Source organism: Bacillus nitroreducens, assembly GCF_964021195.1.
This window is the reverse complement of sequence record NZ_CAXHYI020000003.1, coordinates 3,612,507-3,630,453: the sequence shown is the minus strand read 5'-3', so window position 1 is coordinate 3,630,453 and position 17,947 is coordinate 3,612,507. Positions and strand designations below refer to the sequence as shown.

The window sequence follows — 17,947 nt, the reverse complement described above, 5'->3', positions numbered from 1 at the left end:
GAGTAATTAGTAAGAACATAGTTAGACCTTACACCATAGAAAATAGTATGTAAGGGGGAGAAACGATGAAGTATAGAAGTGTTTTTGATATTATTGGTCCGATCATGATTGGACCTTCAAGTTCACACACTGCAGGGGCTGCGCGTATTGGAAGAGTCGCAAGAAGTTTATTTGGTCGAGAACCGAAATGGGCAAACATCTCCTTCTATGGATCTTTTGCTCAAACATATAAAGGTCATGGTACAGATATAGCCATTGTCGGTGGATTACTCGATTTTGACACTTTTGATGAAAGAATTAAAACTTCTTTGGAAATTGCCAAAGAGGTTGGATTGAAGATTCAATTTCATGAAGAAGATGCGATCCCAGATCACCCTAATACCGCCCGTGTATCAATTGGGGATGATGAAGGAGAATTAGAGCTTGTTGGGATTTCAATTGGCGGAGGGAAAATCGAAATAACAGAGTTAAATGGATTTCAGCTACGTTTATCTGGGAATCACCCTGCCATCCTCGTTGTCCACAATGATCGATATGGAGCAATTGCAGGAGTTGCGAATGTACTAGCAAAATATGCAATTAATATTGGTCATATGGAAGTAGCAAGAAAAGAAATGGGAATGCAGGCCCTTATGACAATTGAAGTTGACCAAAATATTGATCAGCCAATTCTAGATGAACTTTCTACCTTACCCAATATAATAAAGGTAGCCAAGATAAACGACTAATTATTTTCTATTCAATTGACATTATGTCTATCTTCATGTGCCATCTTGTCGCAGATAAATGGGCGTGTATAGCGCCTTTATCTCACTTTTATCGGGCGGAAAAAAATCTCACCTCTAGATTCGAGACCTCAAAGAAGAACGATGGGGGTTAGCTGCCCGTAAACGAATACCACCTCGAGTGGTATCGAATTTGTTAACCACCTCGTGTGGGATCTAACTAACAATCAATGGTAATGAAGATAACCCTGCAATTACAGTTTCGCTATATGATAGGAGGGTATTTATGTTTCGGAATGTTGCTGAGTTAGTAGAACTGGCTACTGTTAAAAATATGAAAATAGCAGATGTGATGATTGAACAAGAAGTCAGTGTTACAGGCAAAAGTCGTGATGAAATCATCTCTCAAATGGAAAAAAATCTAGAAGTGATGGAAAGAGCAGTTGAAAGGGGCCTTGCTGGCGTCTCATCCCATTCAGGTTTAACAGGCGGAGATGCAGTTTTATTACAAGAATATATAAAAAAAGGAAACTTTTTAACTGGTAGAACCGTCTTAGATGCTGTCAGTAAGGCTGTTGCTACAAATGAAGTAAATGCTGCTATGGGGACAATTTGTGCAACGCCTACAGCTGGTTCTGCTGGTGTTGTACCTGGAACATTGTTTGCCGTGAAAGAAAAATTAAATCCAACAAAGGAACAAATGGTGCAGTTTTTATTTACAGCTGGTGCTTTTGGTTTTGTTGTAGCCAATAATGCTTCTATTTCGGGTGCTGCAGGTGGTTGCCAAGCAGAAGTTGGCTCAGCTGCAGGTATGGCGGCAGCTGCAATTGTCGAAATGGCAGGAGGTACTCCGCAACAATCTGCAGAAGCGATGGCGATAACATTAAAGAATATGCTCGGTTTAGTATGTGATCCTGTAGCTGGCCTGGTTGAAGTGCCATGCGTAAAACGTAATGCGATGGGAGCAGCAAATGCGATGGTAGCTGCTGATATGGCGCTAGCAGGTATATCAAGTAGAATTCCATGTGACGAAGTAATTGATGCAATGTATAGAATAGGTCAGACAATGCCAACGGCACTTAAAGAAACAGCGCAAGGAGGACTAGCGGCAACTCCAACAGGTCGTGCTCTTGAAGCAAAGATCTTTGGAAGTTCCCTAAACAACGGTGAATAATCATCTACAAAAGCCTGTTACTGAAATAAAAGGGATCGGTGAGGAGACAGGTTTACAACTAAATGATATGAATATTTTTACCGTTTCTGACCTACTATTACACTTCCCTTATCGATTTGAAGATTACAGTTTACGGGACCTTGCAGAGGTGAAGCATGAAGAGAAAGTCACTGTTGAGGGGAAGGTTCATAGTGAACCCCTGTTAACCTATTACAATCGCAAACGTTCTCGCTTAACTTTCAGAGTCCTAGTTGGTCGCTATTTAATTACAGCGACCTGTTTCAATCGGCCGTATTATAAGAATAAGATTTCATTAAATGACACGATTACAGTTACGGGGAAATGGGACCAACATCGGCAAACAATAACTGTGAGTGAACTTGTATTTGGCCCAATGAAAAAAGATAACACTATCGAACCTGTCTATTCGGTAAAAGGAAAAATTACTGTTAAAGGAATGAAACGATTTATTGGGCTCGCTCTCAAGCAATACGGTGACCATATCGAAGATAATCTACCAGGACAATTGTTGTCGACATATCGTCTTTTACCTAAGAAGCAAGCAATAGAAATCATGCATCATCCAACAAGTCATCAAGACTTAAAGCAAGCCAGAAGGCGTTTTGTATATGAAGAATTTCTGCTTTTTCAACTGAAAATGCAAGCATTAAGGAAATTTGAGCGAGAACAAACGGCGGGTTTAGCCATGGAATTTCCGATGGTGAAACTAGAAAAATTTCTGGAAGGACTACCATTTCCGTTAACAAATGCTCAGGAGAGGGTTGTTAATGAAATCATGAATGACCTACGTTCTCCTTATCGAATGAATCGATTGCTTCAAGGTGACGTTGGATCTGGTAAGACTGTTGTTGCTGCCATAAGTTTATATGCTGCAATACTTTCGGGGTATCAAGGGGCATTAATGGTCCCAACAGAAATTTTAGCCGAACAACATGCTCACTCACTTACTGAGTTGTTCTCTGGGTATGGGCTGAATATTCAGTTGTTAACAAGTTCGGTAAAAGGGAAAAGAAGGCGAGAAATTTTACAAGAACTTGAGTCGGGAGATGTTCATATTTTAGTGGGAACACATGCACTTATTCAGGATGAAGTTAATTTCCAACGATTAGGTCTTGTCATTACGGACGAACAACACAGATTTGGTGTGGAACAGCGGAGGATTTTACGTGAAAAAGGAATAAATCCTGATGTGCTTTTTATGACTGCGACACCAATACCGAGGACATTAGCTATTACTGTCTTTGGGGAAATGGATGTTTCAATTATTGATGAGATGCCAGCTGGACGAAAAAAAATTGAAACATATTGGGTAAAGCATGACATGTTAGAGCGGATATTAACCTTTGTGGAAAAAGAGATTACCAAAGGAAGACAAGCTTATGTAATTTGTCCTCTTATAGAAGAATCAGATAAACTTGATGTTCAGAATGCGATAGATGTGCACTCAATGCTTTCTTTTCATTTCCAAAATAAAGCAAACGTTGGCTTAATGCACGGTAGATTATCTGCCGATGAAAAGGAACATGTCATGAGGCAATTTAGCGAAAATGAGATTCAAATCCTTGTTTCAACAACAGTTGTAGAGGTTGGTGTGAATGTTCCAAATGCAACATTGATGGTCATTTATGATGCTGAACGATTTGGACTATCACAACTACATCAATTACGTGGTCGTGTTGGACGAGGTAGTGAACAATCGTATTGTATTCTTCTTGCTGATCCGAAATCTGAAGTTGGAAAAGAACGAATGACAATCATGACTGAAACAAATGATGGTTTTGTATTGTCGGAAAAAGATTTAGAGCTTCGAGGTCCAGGCGATTTCTTTGGGAGGAAGCAAAGTGGTGTACCAGAGTTCAAGGTGGCAGATATGGTTCATGATTATCGTACCTTGGAAGTAGCTCGAAATGATGCTTCAAAACTAATAAATTCGCAAGTGTTCTGGAATGAACCGTCTTATCAACCTCTAAGAGATCACTTAATTCAATCTGGAGTTCTTGATGGTGAAAAGCTCGACTAAAAGGTAGATTGTTAGAAGTATTTCTTCTTGCAATCTGCCTTTTTAAATTATATACTAACTATTAGTACCTAGTCATAAGAGTGCGGACGGTGTGTAACGAATGAGAAGGAATAAAAAAGAACGGCAACAATTACTTCAGGAAACAATTAAAGAGAATCCATTTATTACGGATGAAGATTTGGCTGAAAAATTTATGGTAAGTGTTCAAACGATTCGTCTGGATAGGCTAGAATTATCTATTCCAGAACTTCGTGAACGAATTAAGAATGTTGCCGAAAAAAAATTAGAAGATGAAGTGAAATCTTTACCAATTGACGAAGTAATTGGTGAAATTATAGATATCGAGCTTGATGCTAGTGCAATTTCAATCTTTGAAGTCACAAATGAACATGTTTTCAAACGAAATCATATTGCCCGAGGCCATCATCTCTTTGCCCAAGCAAACTCGCTAGCAGTTGCTGTCATAAACGATGAACTTGCCTTAACAGCAAAAGCAAATATTCGTTTTACCAGACAAGTTAAATTAGGTGAAAGAGTTGTTGCAAAAGCAAAAGTGAAATTGGCCCAGGAAAAGGGAAGAACAATAGTAGATGTAAATAGTTTTGTTGGAAGTGAACTTGTATTTTCTGGTGAATTTACGATGTACCGCTCAAATAAACAAGTAAATTCTGATTCATAAAAAAACAACAAATGACCAAACATTATAACTACTACCTATATATAAGCTAACTAAAGGAATGATACTAGATGAAACTTGCAATTGATGCCATGGGTGGAGATCATGCACCAGAGGAGATTGTAAAGGGAACGATGACTGCATTACAGCAGTATAAAGACCTAGAGGTTACTCTGATTGGTGATGAAGAAAAAATTCGTCCATACATAACGTCAGATGAAAGAGTATCGATTTTACATACAACAGAAGTGATTGAAGGCACAGACGAGCCTGTGAGAGCTGTAAGAAGAAAAAAGAATGCTTCCATGGTCTTAATGGCGAAAGAAGTGAGTGAAGGACGGGCAGATGCATGTATTTCAGCGGGGAATACTGGTGCCCTTATGACAGCAGGACTTTTTATCGTTGGGAGAATTGAAGGGATTGACCGCCCTGCATTAGCACCTACCCTACCTACTTTGGATAAAAAGGGATTTATTATGTTAGACGTCGGCGCTAACGTTGATGCTAAATCAAATCACCTATTGCAATATGCTATTATGGGATCCATTTACTCTGAGAAAGTTAGAGGGATTAGTAATCCTAGAGTAGGACTATTAAATGTTGGAACTGAAGACAAAAAAGGAAATGAACTTACGAAAGAAGCATTTGAATTAATAAAAGCAACAAATCTTAATTTCGTTGGGAATATAGAAGCTAGAGATCTATTAGACGGGGTTGCAGATGTGGTTGTCACTGATGGATTCACAGGAAACGTAGCCTTAAAAACTATTGAGGGTACTGCCCTTTCCATGTTTAAAATGCTTAAAACAGCATTTACGAGTAATCTGAAAAGCAAAATTGCGGCAGGTCTATTAATGCCTGAGTTAAAGGGATTTAAAAAAACGTTGGATTACTCTGAATATGGTGGTGCTGGCTTGTTTGGATTAAAAGCTCCCGTTATTAAAGCCCATGGTTCATCGGACGCAAATGGGATATTTAGCGCGATTCGCCAAACCTATGATATGGTAGAAAAAAATGTGGCAGGTACCATACATCAAACATTAGAAGAAATCAATTTGAAAGAAGAAGTATAGGGGGAGTGTAGGATGGGTAAAATTGCATTCGTTTTTCCAGGACAAGGTTCTCAAATTGTAGGAATGGGTAAGGAATTAGCAGACTCTTCAGAAGTTGTACATGATATATTTACTAGGGCAGACAAAGCTTTAGATGAAGAGCTGTCTTCTCTTATTTTTAATGGCCCACAAGATACACTAACGTTAACGGTGAATGCACAACCTTCACTATTAACAACTAGTATAGCGATTCTTGAAAAGTTTAAGGAAGCAAATGTATCACCTTCCTTTGTAGCAGGCCATAGTCTTGGTGAGTATACAGCCTTAGTAGCTGCTGGAGCACTCAGCTTTGAGGATGCAGTCCGTACAGTACGCAAACGTGGTGAATTTATGGAAGAAGCCGTTCCTGCAGGACAAGGAACAATGGCTGCCATTCTCGGAATGAGTAGTGAAAATCTACAAGAGGTGACCGATGAAATTTCTTCAACTGGTCATCCAGTACAACTAGCGAATATTAATTGTCCAGGTCAAATTGTTATCTCAGGAGCATCTGAAGGGGTTAAAAAGGCTTGTGAATTAGCTAAGGAAAAAGGTGCTAAACGTGCCATCCCATTAGAAGTAAGTGGTCCGTTTCATTCTTCATTAATGGAGCCTGCCGCTGAAAAATTACGTGCAGAATTAGACCAAATTGAGATTCGTGATGCATCGGTGCCTGTAGTTGCCAACGTGAATGCGAAAGAAATGACATCTTCTACGCAAATAAAGGAAAATCTTGTTAAGCAATTATATTCTCCTGTATTATGGGAAAATTCAGTTCAGTATATGCTAGATCAAGGTGTAGATACCTTTATTGAAATTGGTCCTGGAAAAGTTCTTTCAGGTTTAATTAAGAAAGTAAATCGCAGAATCTCTACATATGCGATCAGTGATTTAGAAACTCTAGAAGCAGCAATTGGTGCGTTAAAGGAGGGGAATTAACATGATTAATGGCAAAGTAGCACTAGTTACTGGTGCTTCACGTGGAATAGGTCGTACAATTGCACTTGAATTAGCAAAAGCAGGTGCAAAAGTAGCAGTAAACTATTCTGGTAGTGAACAAAAAGCAAATGAAGTTGTAGATGAAATAAAAGCATTAGGGCAAGAAGCTATTGCGATTCAAGCGAATGTGTCGGATGCTGATTCCGTTCAAAATATGGTGAAAGAAGTAATTTCCACTTTCGGTAGCCTTGATATTCTCGTTAATAATGCAGGAATTACAAGAGATAATCTATTAATGAGAATGAAAGAAGATGAATGGGACGATGTTATTAATATTAACTTAAAAGGTGTATTCCTTTGTACGAAAGCTGTAACTAGACAAATGATGAAACAGCGTTCTGGAAAAATCATTAATATTGCTTCTATTGTGGGAGTTAGTGGAAATCCAGGACAAGCTAACTATGTTGCTGCTAAAGCGGGAGTAATTGGTCTAACAAAAACAGCGGCTAAAGAGTTAGCTAGCCGAAATATTACAGTGAACGCAGTAGCACCAGGGTTTATTACTACTGATATGACTGAACAGCTTCCTGAAGATGTAAAAAACGAAATGCTAAAATTAATTCCACTAGCTCGATTTGGTGAAACAACCGATATTTCTGGTGTTGTTTTATTCCTTGCATCTGACAACAGTAATTATATGACTGGTCAAACCTTGCATGTTGACGGTGGAATGGTAATGTAGGTAAAGTGGACGCATGAAAGTAGAAGGAAATCGAAAACATTTGCTTTTCTACTAAAGATGCTTGCGCTTTTCTAGTAAAACAAAATATAATACCTTGAGGGGAGGTGAATGGAAATGGCAGATGTATTTGAGAGAATTACAAAAATCGTTGTTGACCGCTTAGGTGTTGAAGAATCAGCAGTAACATTAGAGGCTTCTTTTAAAGATGATCTTGGAGCGGATTCACTAGACGTTGTTGAACTAGTTATGGAACTTGAAGACGAGTTTGACATGGAAATTTCAGATGATGAGGCTGAAAAAATTTCTACTGTTGGTGACGCTGTAAATTACATAAAAAGCCAGCTGTAATTTAAATCAGTAGGGATTTCGTCCCTACTAATTTAAATTAAGCCTCCGGCGGATGTCACGATTTTGAATTGGAATTTTTCGAGTATACTCGAAAAAAATCGGCGGCAAATACGCCAAAGCGCATTTGATATTATGAAAGTTAAGTCCCGTTATTAAACGGGGCTTTCTCAAGGTGTAAAGCGCAAAAGCCTAGCCCAATGAGGTCTAAACACAAGGCAAGAAAGCAAAGAACAACTTTTTTGTCAAAGATCAATAGTTTTGTCTCAATTTGCACAGGACTAGAAATGCTATGTCTGCATGACAATTGTACGAAGAAATGCAAAGCATTTTCGGATGCGCTAATGTCTACGTTTGCCACAGAACGTGGCGGTATAGAGTAGACGTTCGACTCCTATTGCGCCTGCGCTTTTCTAATTGGAGGTAACGTAAGGTGAAGCGGACTAATAAAGACAGAAACAATAAGTATGCTCTAAAATTCAAAGCTTTTCAGGAGCAACTTGGAATTCAGTTTGATAATGAGAGTCTTCTTATTCAAGCATTTACACATTCATCTTATGTGAATGAGCATCGAAAAAAGCCGCACGAAGACAATGAACGGCTTGAATTTTTAGGGGATGCTGTTTTAGAATTAACTATTTCCAAGTTCTTGTTTAAAAAGTTCCCAATCATGAGTGAAGGTGAGTTAACAAAAATGCGTGCAGCAATCGTTTGTGAACCTTCATTAGTAACACTAGCGAATGAATTAAAATTCGGGGAACTTGTTTTACTAGGAAAAGGAGAAGAAATGACTGGTGGAAGAGAGCGACCAGCCTTACTTGCTGACGTATTTGAAGCATTTATTGGAGCGCTCTATCTTGACAAGGGGTTAGAAGTTGTCAACCAGTTTTTAGATAAAACAGTTATTCCAAAAATTAATGCAGGTGCTTTTTCTCATGTGATGGATTATAAGAGTCAATTGCAAGAGTTAGTTCAGCGAGACGGTACAGGGATCATTGAGTACAAGGTACTTCAAGAAAAAGGACCTGCTCATAGTCGTGAATTCGTTTCAAGAGTATCCTTAAATGGTGAAGAATTAGGAACGGGTACAGGACGATCGAAAAAAGAAGCTGAACAGCATGCGGCAGAAATTGCTTTAATAAAGCTCAAGAATAAACAAAAATAAGCACATGCCCCACGGAACTCGTGGGGTAATATTTTTGCCATTTTTAGTAACCACAAAAAGGCATCCAATAAAATACTAGTTTATGATAAAATATGTAGGACTTGAAATTGTAACCCAAGGGGGAAGTTTATGTTCCTCAAACGTTTAGATATAGTAGGATTTAAATCGTTTGCTGAAAGAATTGCAGTAGATTTTGTGCCAGGTGTTACCGCGGTTGTGGGACCAAATGGCAGTGGGAAAAGTAATATTACGGATGCTGTCCGTTGGGTATTAGGAGAGCAATCAGCAAAATCACTGCGTGGAGCGAAAATGGAAGATATCATTTTCGCAGGAAGTGACAGCCGCAAAGCATTAAATGTGGCTGAAGTAACTTTAACATTAGATAACGGTGATCATTTTTTACCAATCGATTATCATGAAGTAAGTGTTACACGTCGTGTTTATCGATCTGGTGAAAGTGAATTTTATATAAATAAACAAGCATGTCGTTTAAAAGATATTGTTGATTTGTTTATGGATTCAGGCCTTGGTCGAGAAGCTTTTTCAATTATCAGCCAAGGGAAAGTAGAAGAAATTTTAAGTAGTAAAGCTGAAGAGCGAAGAAGTATTTTTGAAGAAGCAGCTGGTGTGTTAAAGTACAAGACTCGTAAAAAGAAAGCAGAATATAAACTTGCTGAAACACAAGAGAATTTAAATCGAGTCAATGATATTATTCATGAGCTTCAGTCACAAATTGAACCGTTAAATATTCAGGCTTCAATAGCGAAGGACTATCTAGAAAAGAAGAATGAACTTGAAGCAATTGAAGTAGGATTAACCGTTTATGAGATTGAAGAACTTCATGAAAAATGGGAAAAGCTCTCAAACCTTTTAGAAGACCATCGAGAGCAAGAAATTGCTTTAAACACAATGCTACAAAGTAAAGAAGCGAAAATCGAAGAAATACGAAATGGGATTGAATCAACAGATGGAATGATTCATGAATTGCAACAAAATCTTTTACGTACAAGTGAAGAACTTGAAAAATTAGAAGGTAGAAAAGAAGTTTTAAGAGAGCGTAAAAAAAATGCAACACAAAACAAGAGTCAACTTGAAAATTCCGTACTTGAATTATCTCAAAAGTTGGAGACGTTAACTGAATCAAAGAAAATTGAGCAAATAGAACTCCAAAAGCTAAATGAGGAAGTTAAACAACTTGAACAACAACTAAAAGAAAAACAAACATTGTTTGCATCATATGATCAGAACATTGAAGAGAAAATTGAAACCTTAAAAAGCGATTATTTTGAACTGCTCAATAAGCAGACATCTTTTCGAAATGAAGTTACCTATATCAAAGATCAGCTTATTCAACAAGAAGCAAAAGTATCTCGATTAGACGAAACGAATCAAAAGTATCTAACTGAACGTAAGGAAATCTTAGATGAAAAAGTTCGGTTACAAACGAAGCTTTCTGTCATTGAACAAGAAATTAATAATCAAATTGTTTCATTTAGAGAGTTACAAACAAAATTAGAAAATAGTAAAAAAAGCTATCAAAAGCAAGAAAGTATGCTATATCAAGCTTACCAGTATCTCCAACAAACAAAATCTAGAAAAGAAATGCTTGAAGAAATGCAAGATGACTATTCTGGATTTTTCCAAGGAGTAAAAGAAGTTTTAAAAGCAAGAAATGAGCGACTTGAGGGTATTGAAGGGGCAATTGCTGAGCTCATTCATGTTCCTAAGGAATATGAAACTGCGATTGAAATTGCTTTAGGAGCAGCAACGCAGCATATAGTGGTAGATAACGGAAAAAATGCAAGAGCAGCTATACAATACCTTAAGAAAAACTCCTATGGACGAGCGACTTTTTTACCGATGAATGTGATTAAAGAGCGTTCGATACCTCGAACACAGCTTGTAGCGATAAAAGGTCATAAAGCATTCATAGGGATTGCTTCAGAATTAATTACGTTTGAAAGTAAATATCATTCAATTTTTGCGAATCTGCTAGGAACTATTTTAATTACGACAGATTTAAAGGGTGCGAATGAACTAGCTTCACTTATTGGTCATAAATATCGAGTAGTGACTCTTGATGGTGATGTAGTGAACCCGGGTGGATCGATGACTGGGGGAGCTGTTAAACAGAAATCAAATTCTCTTCTTAGTCGTGGACGAGAACTTGAGGCAATAACTGAAAAACTCAAGGATATGGAAGCTAAGACAGCTGAATTAGAAAAAAACGTTAAAGATAAGAAAAAGCAAATTTCTGCTCAAGAAGAGATGCTTGAAAAGCTCCGTCATGCTGGGGAGACATTACGTTTAAAAGAACAAACTCTTAAAGGTGAATACCGCGAAGTGGCTTTGAAAGAACAAAACGTGAATGGCCATTTGGAATTGTATGATGATGAGAAGCAACAATACCAACAAGATAAGGACAAGTTGACTTCTCGTCTAAATGAGTTAACCGAGGAGTTAGCATCTTTAGATGAAGAATTACACTTATTAGATAAGACCATCCAAGAGTTAAATTCTCAAAAGTCTGACCAGCAGACTTCACGTGAAACTTTACAAGCAGAAATCACCGATCAAAAGATTTCTTTAGCTAGAAAAAAACAAGCACTCGAACATCAGCAAGAAAAAATGAATCGTTTGGAAGCTGAATTCGATGAAACAAAAACTAGGTATACTGATGTGAAAGAAGATTTGGCTCTACTTAATAATGAAATGACCTCTAGTAACTCAGGAGAACTAGAGTTAGAAGAAGCAGCAAAGCAAAAGTTCAATGATAAAAAAACAATGATTGAAATGATTAGTAACAAAAGAGAGCAAAGGCTAAATCTACAAACGACTCTAGAGGACCTTGAACGAGAATTAAAAGAATTAAGGCGTCAGTATAAACAGTTAGTTGACATCCTACAGGATGAAGAAGTAAAGGTAAATCGTTTGGATGTGGAACTCGAAAATTGCTTAACACATCTTCGAGAGGAATACTTATTAACCTATGAAGCTGCAAAAGAACAATTTCCGCTTCAAATAGAAGTTTCTGAAGCAAGGAAAAAGGTAAAACTAATAAGACTTGCCATTGATGAATTAGGAACCGTGAATCTTGGAGCTATTGATGAATATGAGAGGGTTTCAGAAAGATATACGTTCTTAACAGAACAACAATCTGACCTTGAAGAAGCAAAGGACACGTTGTTCCAGGTGATAGATGAGATGGATGACGAAATGAAAAAGAGATTTGAAACGACATTTACAAGTATCAGATCACATTTTGAAACTGTTTTTCAAGCCCTGTTTGGCGGCGGACGAGCAGACCTCCGCTTAACAGATCCAGATGACCTGCTGAATACTGGAGTTGAAATAGTAGCTCAACCTCCAGGTAAAAAACTGCAAAATTTAAGCCTGTTATCAGGTGGGGAGAGAGCATTAACAGCTATTGCCTTGCTGTTTTCAATCCTTAAAGTTCGCCCTGTTCCATTTTGTGTACTTGATGAGGTAGAAGCTGCACTTGATGAAGCGAATGTATTTCGTTTTGCGCAGTATTTAAAAAACTATAGCGATGAAACTCAATTCATTGTTATCACCCACCGAAAGGGTACCATGGAAGAAGCGGATGTACTGTATGGTGTAACAATGCAGGAATCAGGGGTTTCTAAACTAGTTTCAGTCCGTCTTGAAGAGACAAATGATCTAGTATCTCAACATTGATTGAAAGGGGATTGACATGAGTTTTTTTAAGAAATTAAAAGAAAAGATTACAAATCAAGCTGATGCTGTAACTGAAAAATTTAAGGATGGTTTGTCGAAAACCAGAAATACCTTTTCGGAACGAGTAAATGATTTAGTTGCTCGATACCGAAAAGTTGATGAGGACTTTTTTGAAGAACTTGAAGAAATATTAATTTCTGCTGATGTTGGCGTTTCTACTGTTATGGAACTCATTGATGAATTAAAGACGGAAGTGAAACGTAAAAATATACAAGATACAAAAGAGCTTCAAAGTGTTATTTCAGAAAAGCTAGTTGAAATTTACCAAGGTAACGAGGAGAAATCCTCAGCACTGAACATTCAAAAAGATGGCCTCACTGTTATTTTAGTAGTAGGTGTAAATGGTGTAGGTAAAACAACATCTATTGGAAAGATTGCAAATCGCCTTAAAAATGAAGGGAAATCAGTTCTTTTAGCAGCGGGCGATACATTCCGCGCAGGCGCCATTCAGCAACTTGAAGTTTGGGGTGAGCGAGTTGGTGTAGATGTCATCAAGCAATCGGAGGGTTCAGACCCTGCAGCAGTTATGTATGATGCAGTTCAAGCTGCTAAATCACGTAATGTTGATGTATTAATTTGTGATACAGCGGGACGCCTCCAAAACAAAGTCAATTTAATGAAAGAGCTTGAAAAGGTAAAACGAGTTATTGAACGTGAATTACCAGGAGCTCCACATGAGGTCTTACTCGTTCTTGATGCAACAACAGGGCAGAATGCATTAATTCAGGCTAAAACATTTTCTGAAGCTACCGATGTTACTGGGATTGTCTTAACAAAGTTAGATGGGACAGCTAAAGGCGGAATCGTTCTAGCGATTCGCAATGAATTAAACATTCCTGTCAAACTCGTTGGACTAGGAGAAAAAGTCGATGATCTCCAAGATTTCGATGCACAAAACTATGTTTACGGATTATTCGCCGATCTCGTTGAAAAGGCAGAATAAGGACTAACCAAAAAGAGCCGATGAGGCTCTTTTTGTTGTTCGCTACATTTGTTATGATATTATTAAAGTAAAGGAAATTAACTTGACAACTGATATGGAAATAGGTAAACTATTATCGTGTAAAGGTATTTCACTTAACAAGGGGGAGATACTATGCTAGAAAAAACAACGAGAATGAACTATCTTTATGATTTCTACCAATCGTTGTTAACACCAAAGCAAAGAAATTATATGTCTTTATATTATTTAGATGACTTTTCCCTTGGTGAAATAGCAGAGGAATATGCGATTAGTCGTCAAGCTGTCTATGACAATATCAAGCGAACAGAGACAATGCTTGAGGAGTATGAGGAAAAACTGTTACTATTTCAAAAATTTCAAGAGCGTAGAAAACTGATCGCCGAGTTAAAGCAGATTTCACATGAATATGAGGATAGCGAAAGGCTCCAAAATGTGATACAGTTGCTTGAGAAATTAGAATAGGGGGCGGTGAAAATGGCATTTGAAGGATTAGCCGAACGACTGCAAGGAACTCTACAAAAAATTCGTGGCAAAGGGAAAGTATCAGAGTCCGATGTTAAGGAAATGATGCGAGAGGTTCGTCTAGCTTTATTAGAAGCAGACGTGAACTTCAAAGTTGTTAAAGACTTTGTAAAACGAGTTAGTGAGAGAGCAGTCGGGCAAGAAGTAATGAAAAGCTTAACTCCAGGGCAACAAGTAATTAAAGTCGTTCAAGAGGAACTAACCTCTCTTATGGGTGGCGAGCAAAGTAAAATTGCAGTTGCTAAAAGACCGCCAACAGTAATTATGATGGTAGGATTACAGGGTGCAGGTAAAACAACAACTACTGGTAAGCTTGCAAATCTATTACGTAAAAAACATAATCGTAAACCACTTCTTGTAGCTGCTGACATCTATCGTCCAGCTGCGATAGACCAATTGCAAACTTTAGGAAAACAGCTAAATATGCCCGTGTTTTCTCTTGGGGACAAGGTAAGTCCTGTTGAAATTGCAAAACAAGCTATCGAAAAAGCGAAAGAAGAGCATCATGATTATGTGTTAATTGATACAGCAGGTCGCTTGCACATTGATGAGGAACTAATGGACGAGCTTAAACAAGTAAAAGAAGTTGCAAATCCTGATGAGATCTTCCTTGTTGTTGATGCAATGACTGGACAAGATGCCGTTAATGTGGCGCAAAGCTTTAATGATTTGCTAGGCTTAACAGGTGTAGTTTTAACAAAACTTGATGGTGACACCCGTGGTGGTGCTGCCTTGTCAGTTAAGGCAGTTACAGATACACCGATTAAGTTTGTAGGTCTTGGTGAAAAGCTAGATGCTCTTGAACCATTCCATCCTGAACGAATGGCTTCTCGTATTTTAGGAATGGGTGATGTGCTTTCTCTTATTGAAAAAGCGCAAGCTTCTGTGGATGAAGACAAAGCTAAAGAGCTTGAAAAGAAGTTTAAATCCATGTCTTTCACATTTGATGATTTTCTTGAACAGTTAGCACAGGTTCGTAAAATGGGTCCACTTGATGAGATTCTTGGTATGCTACCTGGAGCTAACAAAATGAAGGGCCTTAAAAATATTCAGGTAGATGACAAACAAATCGGCCATGTTGAAGCGATTATTCGTTCTATGACAAAAGCCGAAAGAGAACAACCTGAGATTATTAATTCAAGTCGTAAAAAACGAATTGCAAAAGGAAGCGGTCGGACTGTACAAGAAGTCAATCGTCTCTTAAAGCAATTCGAAGACATGAAAAAAATGATGAAGCAAATGACTAATATGTCAAAAGGAAAGAAAAAAGGGTTTAAATTTCCTTTTATGTAAGAAAAAACATGGTAAACCATTCGTTTTTTCTTGAAAAAATGTAGCAATTTAAACCATTTCGTTGATGTAAAGAAAAAACACTTTACAAACACATTTGAAACAGTTAATATTATATCTTGTTGAAATATTTTCGGAGGTGCTATATAAAATGGCAGTAAAAATTCGTTTAAAACGCATGGGAGCTAAAAAGACTCCTTTCTATCGTATCGTAGTTGCAGATTCACGTTCACCACGTGATGGACGTCAAATTGAAACACTTGGAACATATAATCCAGTTGTTCAACCTGCAGAGGTTAAAATTGATGAAGATCTAGCTTTAAAATGGCTACAAAATGGTGCAAAACCATCTGACACAGTTCGTAACTTGTTCTCAAAACAAGGAATTATGGAAAAATTCCATAACGCAAAAAACGGTAAGTAATGGGTAATTCACAGATGAAAGAGTTAATTAAAACAATCGTACAGCCACTTGTTGATCATCCTGAAGAAGTTGAAGTTAGCGAGACTTCTGACGACCGTAACATCACATATTTACTAAGTGTAAATAAAGAGGATATGGGTAAAGTGATCGGAAAACAAGGACGTGTTATTAAGGCGATTAGAACTGTTGTCTATGCAGCAGGGACAGGACATGATAAACGAATTCATCTAGAGATTAACGAGTAAAAGAAACGTGAAAGCAGCTGGACTGCTGGATCCAAATAAGACAACGAAAAGGGAGAGGGGAACCTCCCCCTTTTTTTCTATACAAAATCTTAAGGGATGTGTGCATGTGAAAATCCTCCAAACTGTTGAAGTAAGACAGATCTTAACGGAAAATAGCAAGGCAAAACTCATCCATTCATTACAATTGAAGAAAGACCAGTTAAATAAAGAATGCGAACAACTTAAATTTGAATGTAAGAAGATGGAAAAGCTTAAAAAATTCGATCCAACAAAAATTAAACAATCCTTTACAAATGAAATAGACATCAGACAGGAAAAAATAAAACAGCTTGATTTTCAAATCAAACAAATACATATGCTACCATTAGGTAGTGAGATAAAAGAAAATGAAATTCAAGCTATCGTTGATTTAAATGTAGGCGATAACTGGGATGATTTAATGGCGACACGAACGATTGTGATTAGAGAAGGAATTGTTGAAGAAATTCGATAGAGGTGAAAAAGAAATGGACAAGTGGTATAACGTAGGTAAGATTGTTAACACTCACGGTATTAGAGGTGAGGTTCGAATTATTTCAAGAACGGATTTCCCTGAAGAAAGATACCAAACTGGAAATACATTACATATCTTTTTACCTGATAAAGAGCCAATTGAAGTGACAGTTAAATCTCACCGCACACATAAGAATTTTGATTTAGTTACCTTTGAGGGTTTTGATAATGTAAATGATGTTGAACCATTTAAAGGAGCACTACTAAAAGTTCATGAAAGCCAACTTGGGGAATTAGATGAAGGAGAATATTATTTTCACGAAATTATCGGCTGTACGGTGTTCACAGAAGAAGGCGAAGAATTAGGAACGATTAAAGAGATTCTAACACCAGGTGCTAACGATGTGTGGGTTGTTAAGGGAACAAGGGGGAAAGAAATTTTAATTCCGTTTATTGATGATATTGTAAAGGAAATCGATATTGAGGAAAAAAGAATAACGATCGAACTTATGGAAGGACTAATCTAACATGAAGATTGATATCTTAACCCTTTTTCCAAATATGTTCACTGGTGTACTAAATGAGTCTATTTTAAAAAAGGCTCAGGAAAAAGAGAAGGTTTCTTTTAGAGTGGTAAATTTTCGTGATTACGCCGATAACAAACATCAAAAAGTAGATGATTATCCCTATGGTGGTGGAGCAGGAATGGTATTAATGCCACAACCGATTTTTGACGCAGTGGATGATTTGACGAAACAAACAGAATCTACACCTAAAGTCATTCTACTCTGTCCCCAAGGTGAGAGATTCACTCAACGTAAAGCAGAAGACTTGGCTAAGGAAGAACACCTTATTTTTATTTGTGGCCATTATGAGGGCTATGATGAAAGAATACGCGAACATTTGAGTACAGAAGAAATTTCAATTGGGGACTTTGTTTTAACAGGTGGGGAACTTGGAGCAATGGTCATCACTGATAGTGTTGTGCGACTTTTACCAGGTGTCTTAGGAAACGAGGACTCACCAGTTCTTGATTCACATAGTACGGGGCTACTTGAGCATCCTCATTATACAAGACCTGCAAATTTTCGGGGAATGAACGTTCCTGATGTGTTATTATCAGGTAATCATAAAAATATTGAAGAATGGCGAGAAAAAGAATCACTTAGACGAACATATAAAAGAAGACCAGATTTGCTCAAAAACTATCAACTTTCCCCAAAACAAGAAAAATGGGTAAAGGAATTTAAAATAGATGAAGAGTAGCTATTGCAACCATAACGTAACTATGGTAATATACTCTTTGTGACTTAGGGCAATTGTCCTCTGTCTTATTAAGATGTTCCGCTGCAA

18 protein-coding genes are annotated in these 17,947 nt (G+C 37.6%); all 18 read left to right on the top strand.

Features of this window, described 5'->3' with window-relative positions; all coding sequences use genetic code 11:
• The first annotated feature begins 65 nt into the window (after positions 1-65).
• Positions 66-728: an L-serine ammonia-lyase, iron-sulfur-dependent subunit beta gene (gene sdaAB, locus ACWPVE_RS21610; RefSeq protein ID WP_453997019.1), complete on the top strand. Its 663-nt coding sequence runs from the start codon at positions 66-68 to the stop codon at positions 726-728.
• A gap of 283 nt (positions 729-1,011) precedes the next feature.
• On the top strand, positions 1,012-1,899 hold the full coding sequence (sdaAA, locus tag ACWPVE_RS21605) for an L-serine ammonia-lyase, iron-sulfur-dependent, subunit alpha (protein WP_453997017.1): 888 nt from the start codon (positions 1,012-1,014) through the stop codon (positions 1,897-1,899).
• A complete protein-coding gene (gene recG, locus ACWPVE_RS21600; RefSeq protein ID WP_453997015.1) occupies positions 1,892-3,940 on the top strand; it encodes an ATP-dependent DNA helicase RecG in 2,049 nt (682 codons plus the stop codon). Before sdaAA ends, recG begins: the two co-directional genes overlap by 8 nt.
• A gap of 100 nt (positions 3,941-4,040) precedes the next feature.
• On the top strand, positions 4,041-4,619 hold the full coding sequence (gene fapR, locus ACWPVE_RS21595; RefSeq protein ID WP_453997013.1) for a transcription factor FapR: 579 nt from the start codon (positions 4,041-4,043) through the stop codon (positions 4,617-4,619).
• Between the two features lie 68 nt (positions 4,620-4,687).
• Positions 4,688-5,689, top strand: a complete 1,002-nt coding sequence (gene plsX, locus ACWPVE_RS21590; protein WP_453997011.1) for a phosphate acyltransferase PlsX — start codon at positions 4,688-4,690, stop codon at positions 5,687-5,689.
• Positions 5,690-5,701: 12 nt separating this feature from the next.
• Positions 5,702-6,646, top strand: coding sequence for an ACP S-malonyltransferase (fabD, locus tag ACWPVE_RS21585; protein ID WP_453997009.1), 945 nt, complete (start codon positions 5,702-5,704; stop codon positions 6,644-6,646).
• Position 6,647: 1 nt separating this feature from the next.
• Positions 6,648-7,388, top strand: a complete 741-nt coding sequence (gene fabG, locus ACWPVE_RS21580) for a 3-oxoacyl-[acyl-carrier-protein] reductase (protein ID WP_453997007.1) — start codon at positions 6,648-6,650, stop codon at positions 7,386-7,388.
• Positions 7,389-7,502: 114 nt separating this feature from the next.
• Positions 7,503-7,736, top strand: a complete 234-nt coding sequence (locus ACWPVE_RS21575) for an acyl carrier protein (RefSeq protein WP_010282514.1) — start codon at positions 7,503-7,505, stop codon at positions 7,734-7,736.
• Positions 7,737-8,166: 430 nt separating this feature from the next.
• Entirely contained in the window at positions 8,167-8,898 is a 732-nt protein-coding gene (gene rnc / locus ACWPVE_RS21570) for a ribonuclease III (RefSeq protein WP_453997005.1), read from the top strand.
• A 129-nt stretch (positions 8,899-9,027) separates the two neighbouring features.
• Positions 9,028-12,597, top strand: coding sequence for a chromosome segregation protein SMC (gene smc, locus ACWPVE_RS21565; protein ID WP_453997003.1), 3,570 nt, complete (start codon positions 9,028-9,030; stop codon positions 12,595-12,597).
• 16 nt (positions 12,598-12,613) lie between these two features.
• A complete protein-coding gene (gene ftsY, locus ACWPVE_RS21560; protein ID WP_453997001.1) occupies positions 12,614-13,600 on the top strand; it encodes a signal recognition particle-docking protein FtsY in 987 nt (328 codons plus the stop codon).
• A 153-nt stretch (positions 13,601-13,753) separates the two neighbouring features.
• The gene (locus ACWPVE_RS21555; RefSeq protein WP_453996999.1) at positions 13,754-14,083 is read left to right on the top strand and encodes a putative DNA-binding protein; all 330 of its coding nucleotides are present in this window, start codon (positions 13,754-13,756) and stop codon (positions 14,081-14,083) included.
• Positions 14,084-14,095: 12 nt separating this feature from the next.
• Positions 14,096-15,436: a signal recognition particle protein gene (gene ffh / locus ACWPVE_RS21550; protein WP_453996997.1), complete on the top strand. Its 1,341-nt coding sequence runs from the start codon at positions 14,096-14,098 to the stop codon at positions 15,434-15,436.
• A gap of 148 nt (positions 15,437-15,584) precedes the next feature.
• Positions 15,585-15,857 (top strand): 30S ribosomal protein S16, encoded by a 273-nt coding sequence (gene rpsP / locus ACWPVE_RS21545; RefSeq protein WP_453996995.1) that lies wholly within the window; start codon positions 15,585-15,587, stop codon positions 15,855-15,857.
• Positions 15,858-15,871: 14 nt separating this feature from the next.
• Entirely contained in the window at positions 15,872-16,102 is a 231-nt protein-coding gene (locus ACWPVE_RS21540; protein WP_453996993.1) for a KH domain-containing protein, read from the top strand.
• A 106-nt stretch (positions 16,103-16,208) separates the two neighbouring features.
• Complete coding sequence (locus tag ACWPVE_RS21535) at positions 16,209-16,595, top strand: YlqD family protein (protein ID WP_453996991.1); 387 nt, start codon at positions 16,209-16,211, stop codon at positions 16,593-16,595.
• A gap of 13 nt (positions 16,596-16,608) precedes the next feature.
• Positions 16,609-17,121 carry a ribosome maturation factor RimM gene (gene rimM / locus ACWPVE_RS21530; RefSeq protein ID WP_453997679.1) on the top strand — a complete coding sequence of 171 codons (513 nt, stop codon included), beginning with the start codon at positions 16,609-16,611 and terminating at the stop codon, positions 17,119-17,121.
• Position 17,122: 1 nt separating this feature from the next.
• Positions 17,123-17,860: a tRNA (guanosine(37)-N1)-methyltransferase TrmD gene (gene trmD / locus ACWPVE_RS21525; protein ID WP_453996989.1), complete on the top strand. Its 738-nt coding sequence runs from the start codon at positions 17,123-17,125 to the stop codon at positions 17,858-17,860.
• Positions 17,861-17,947: the final 87 nt, after the last annotated feature.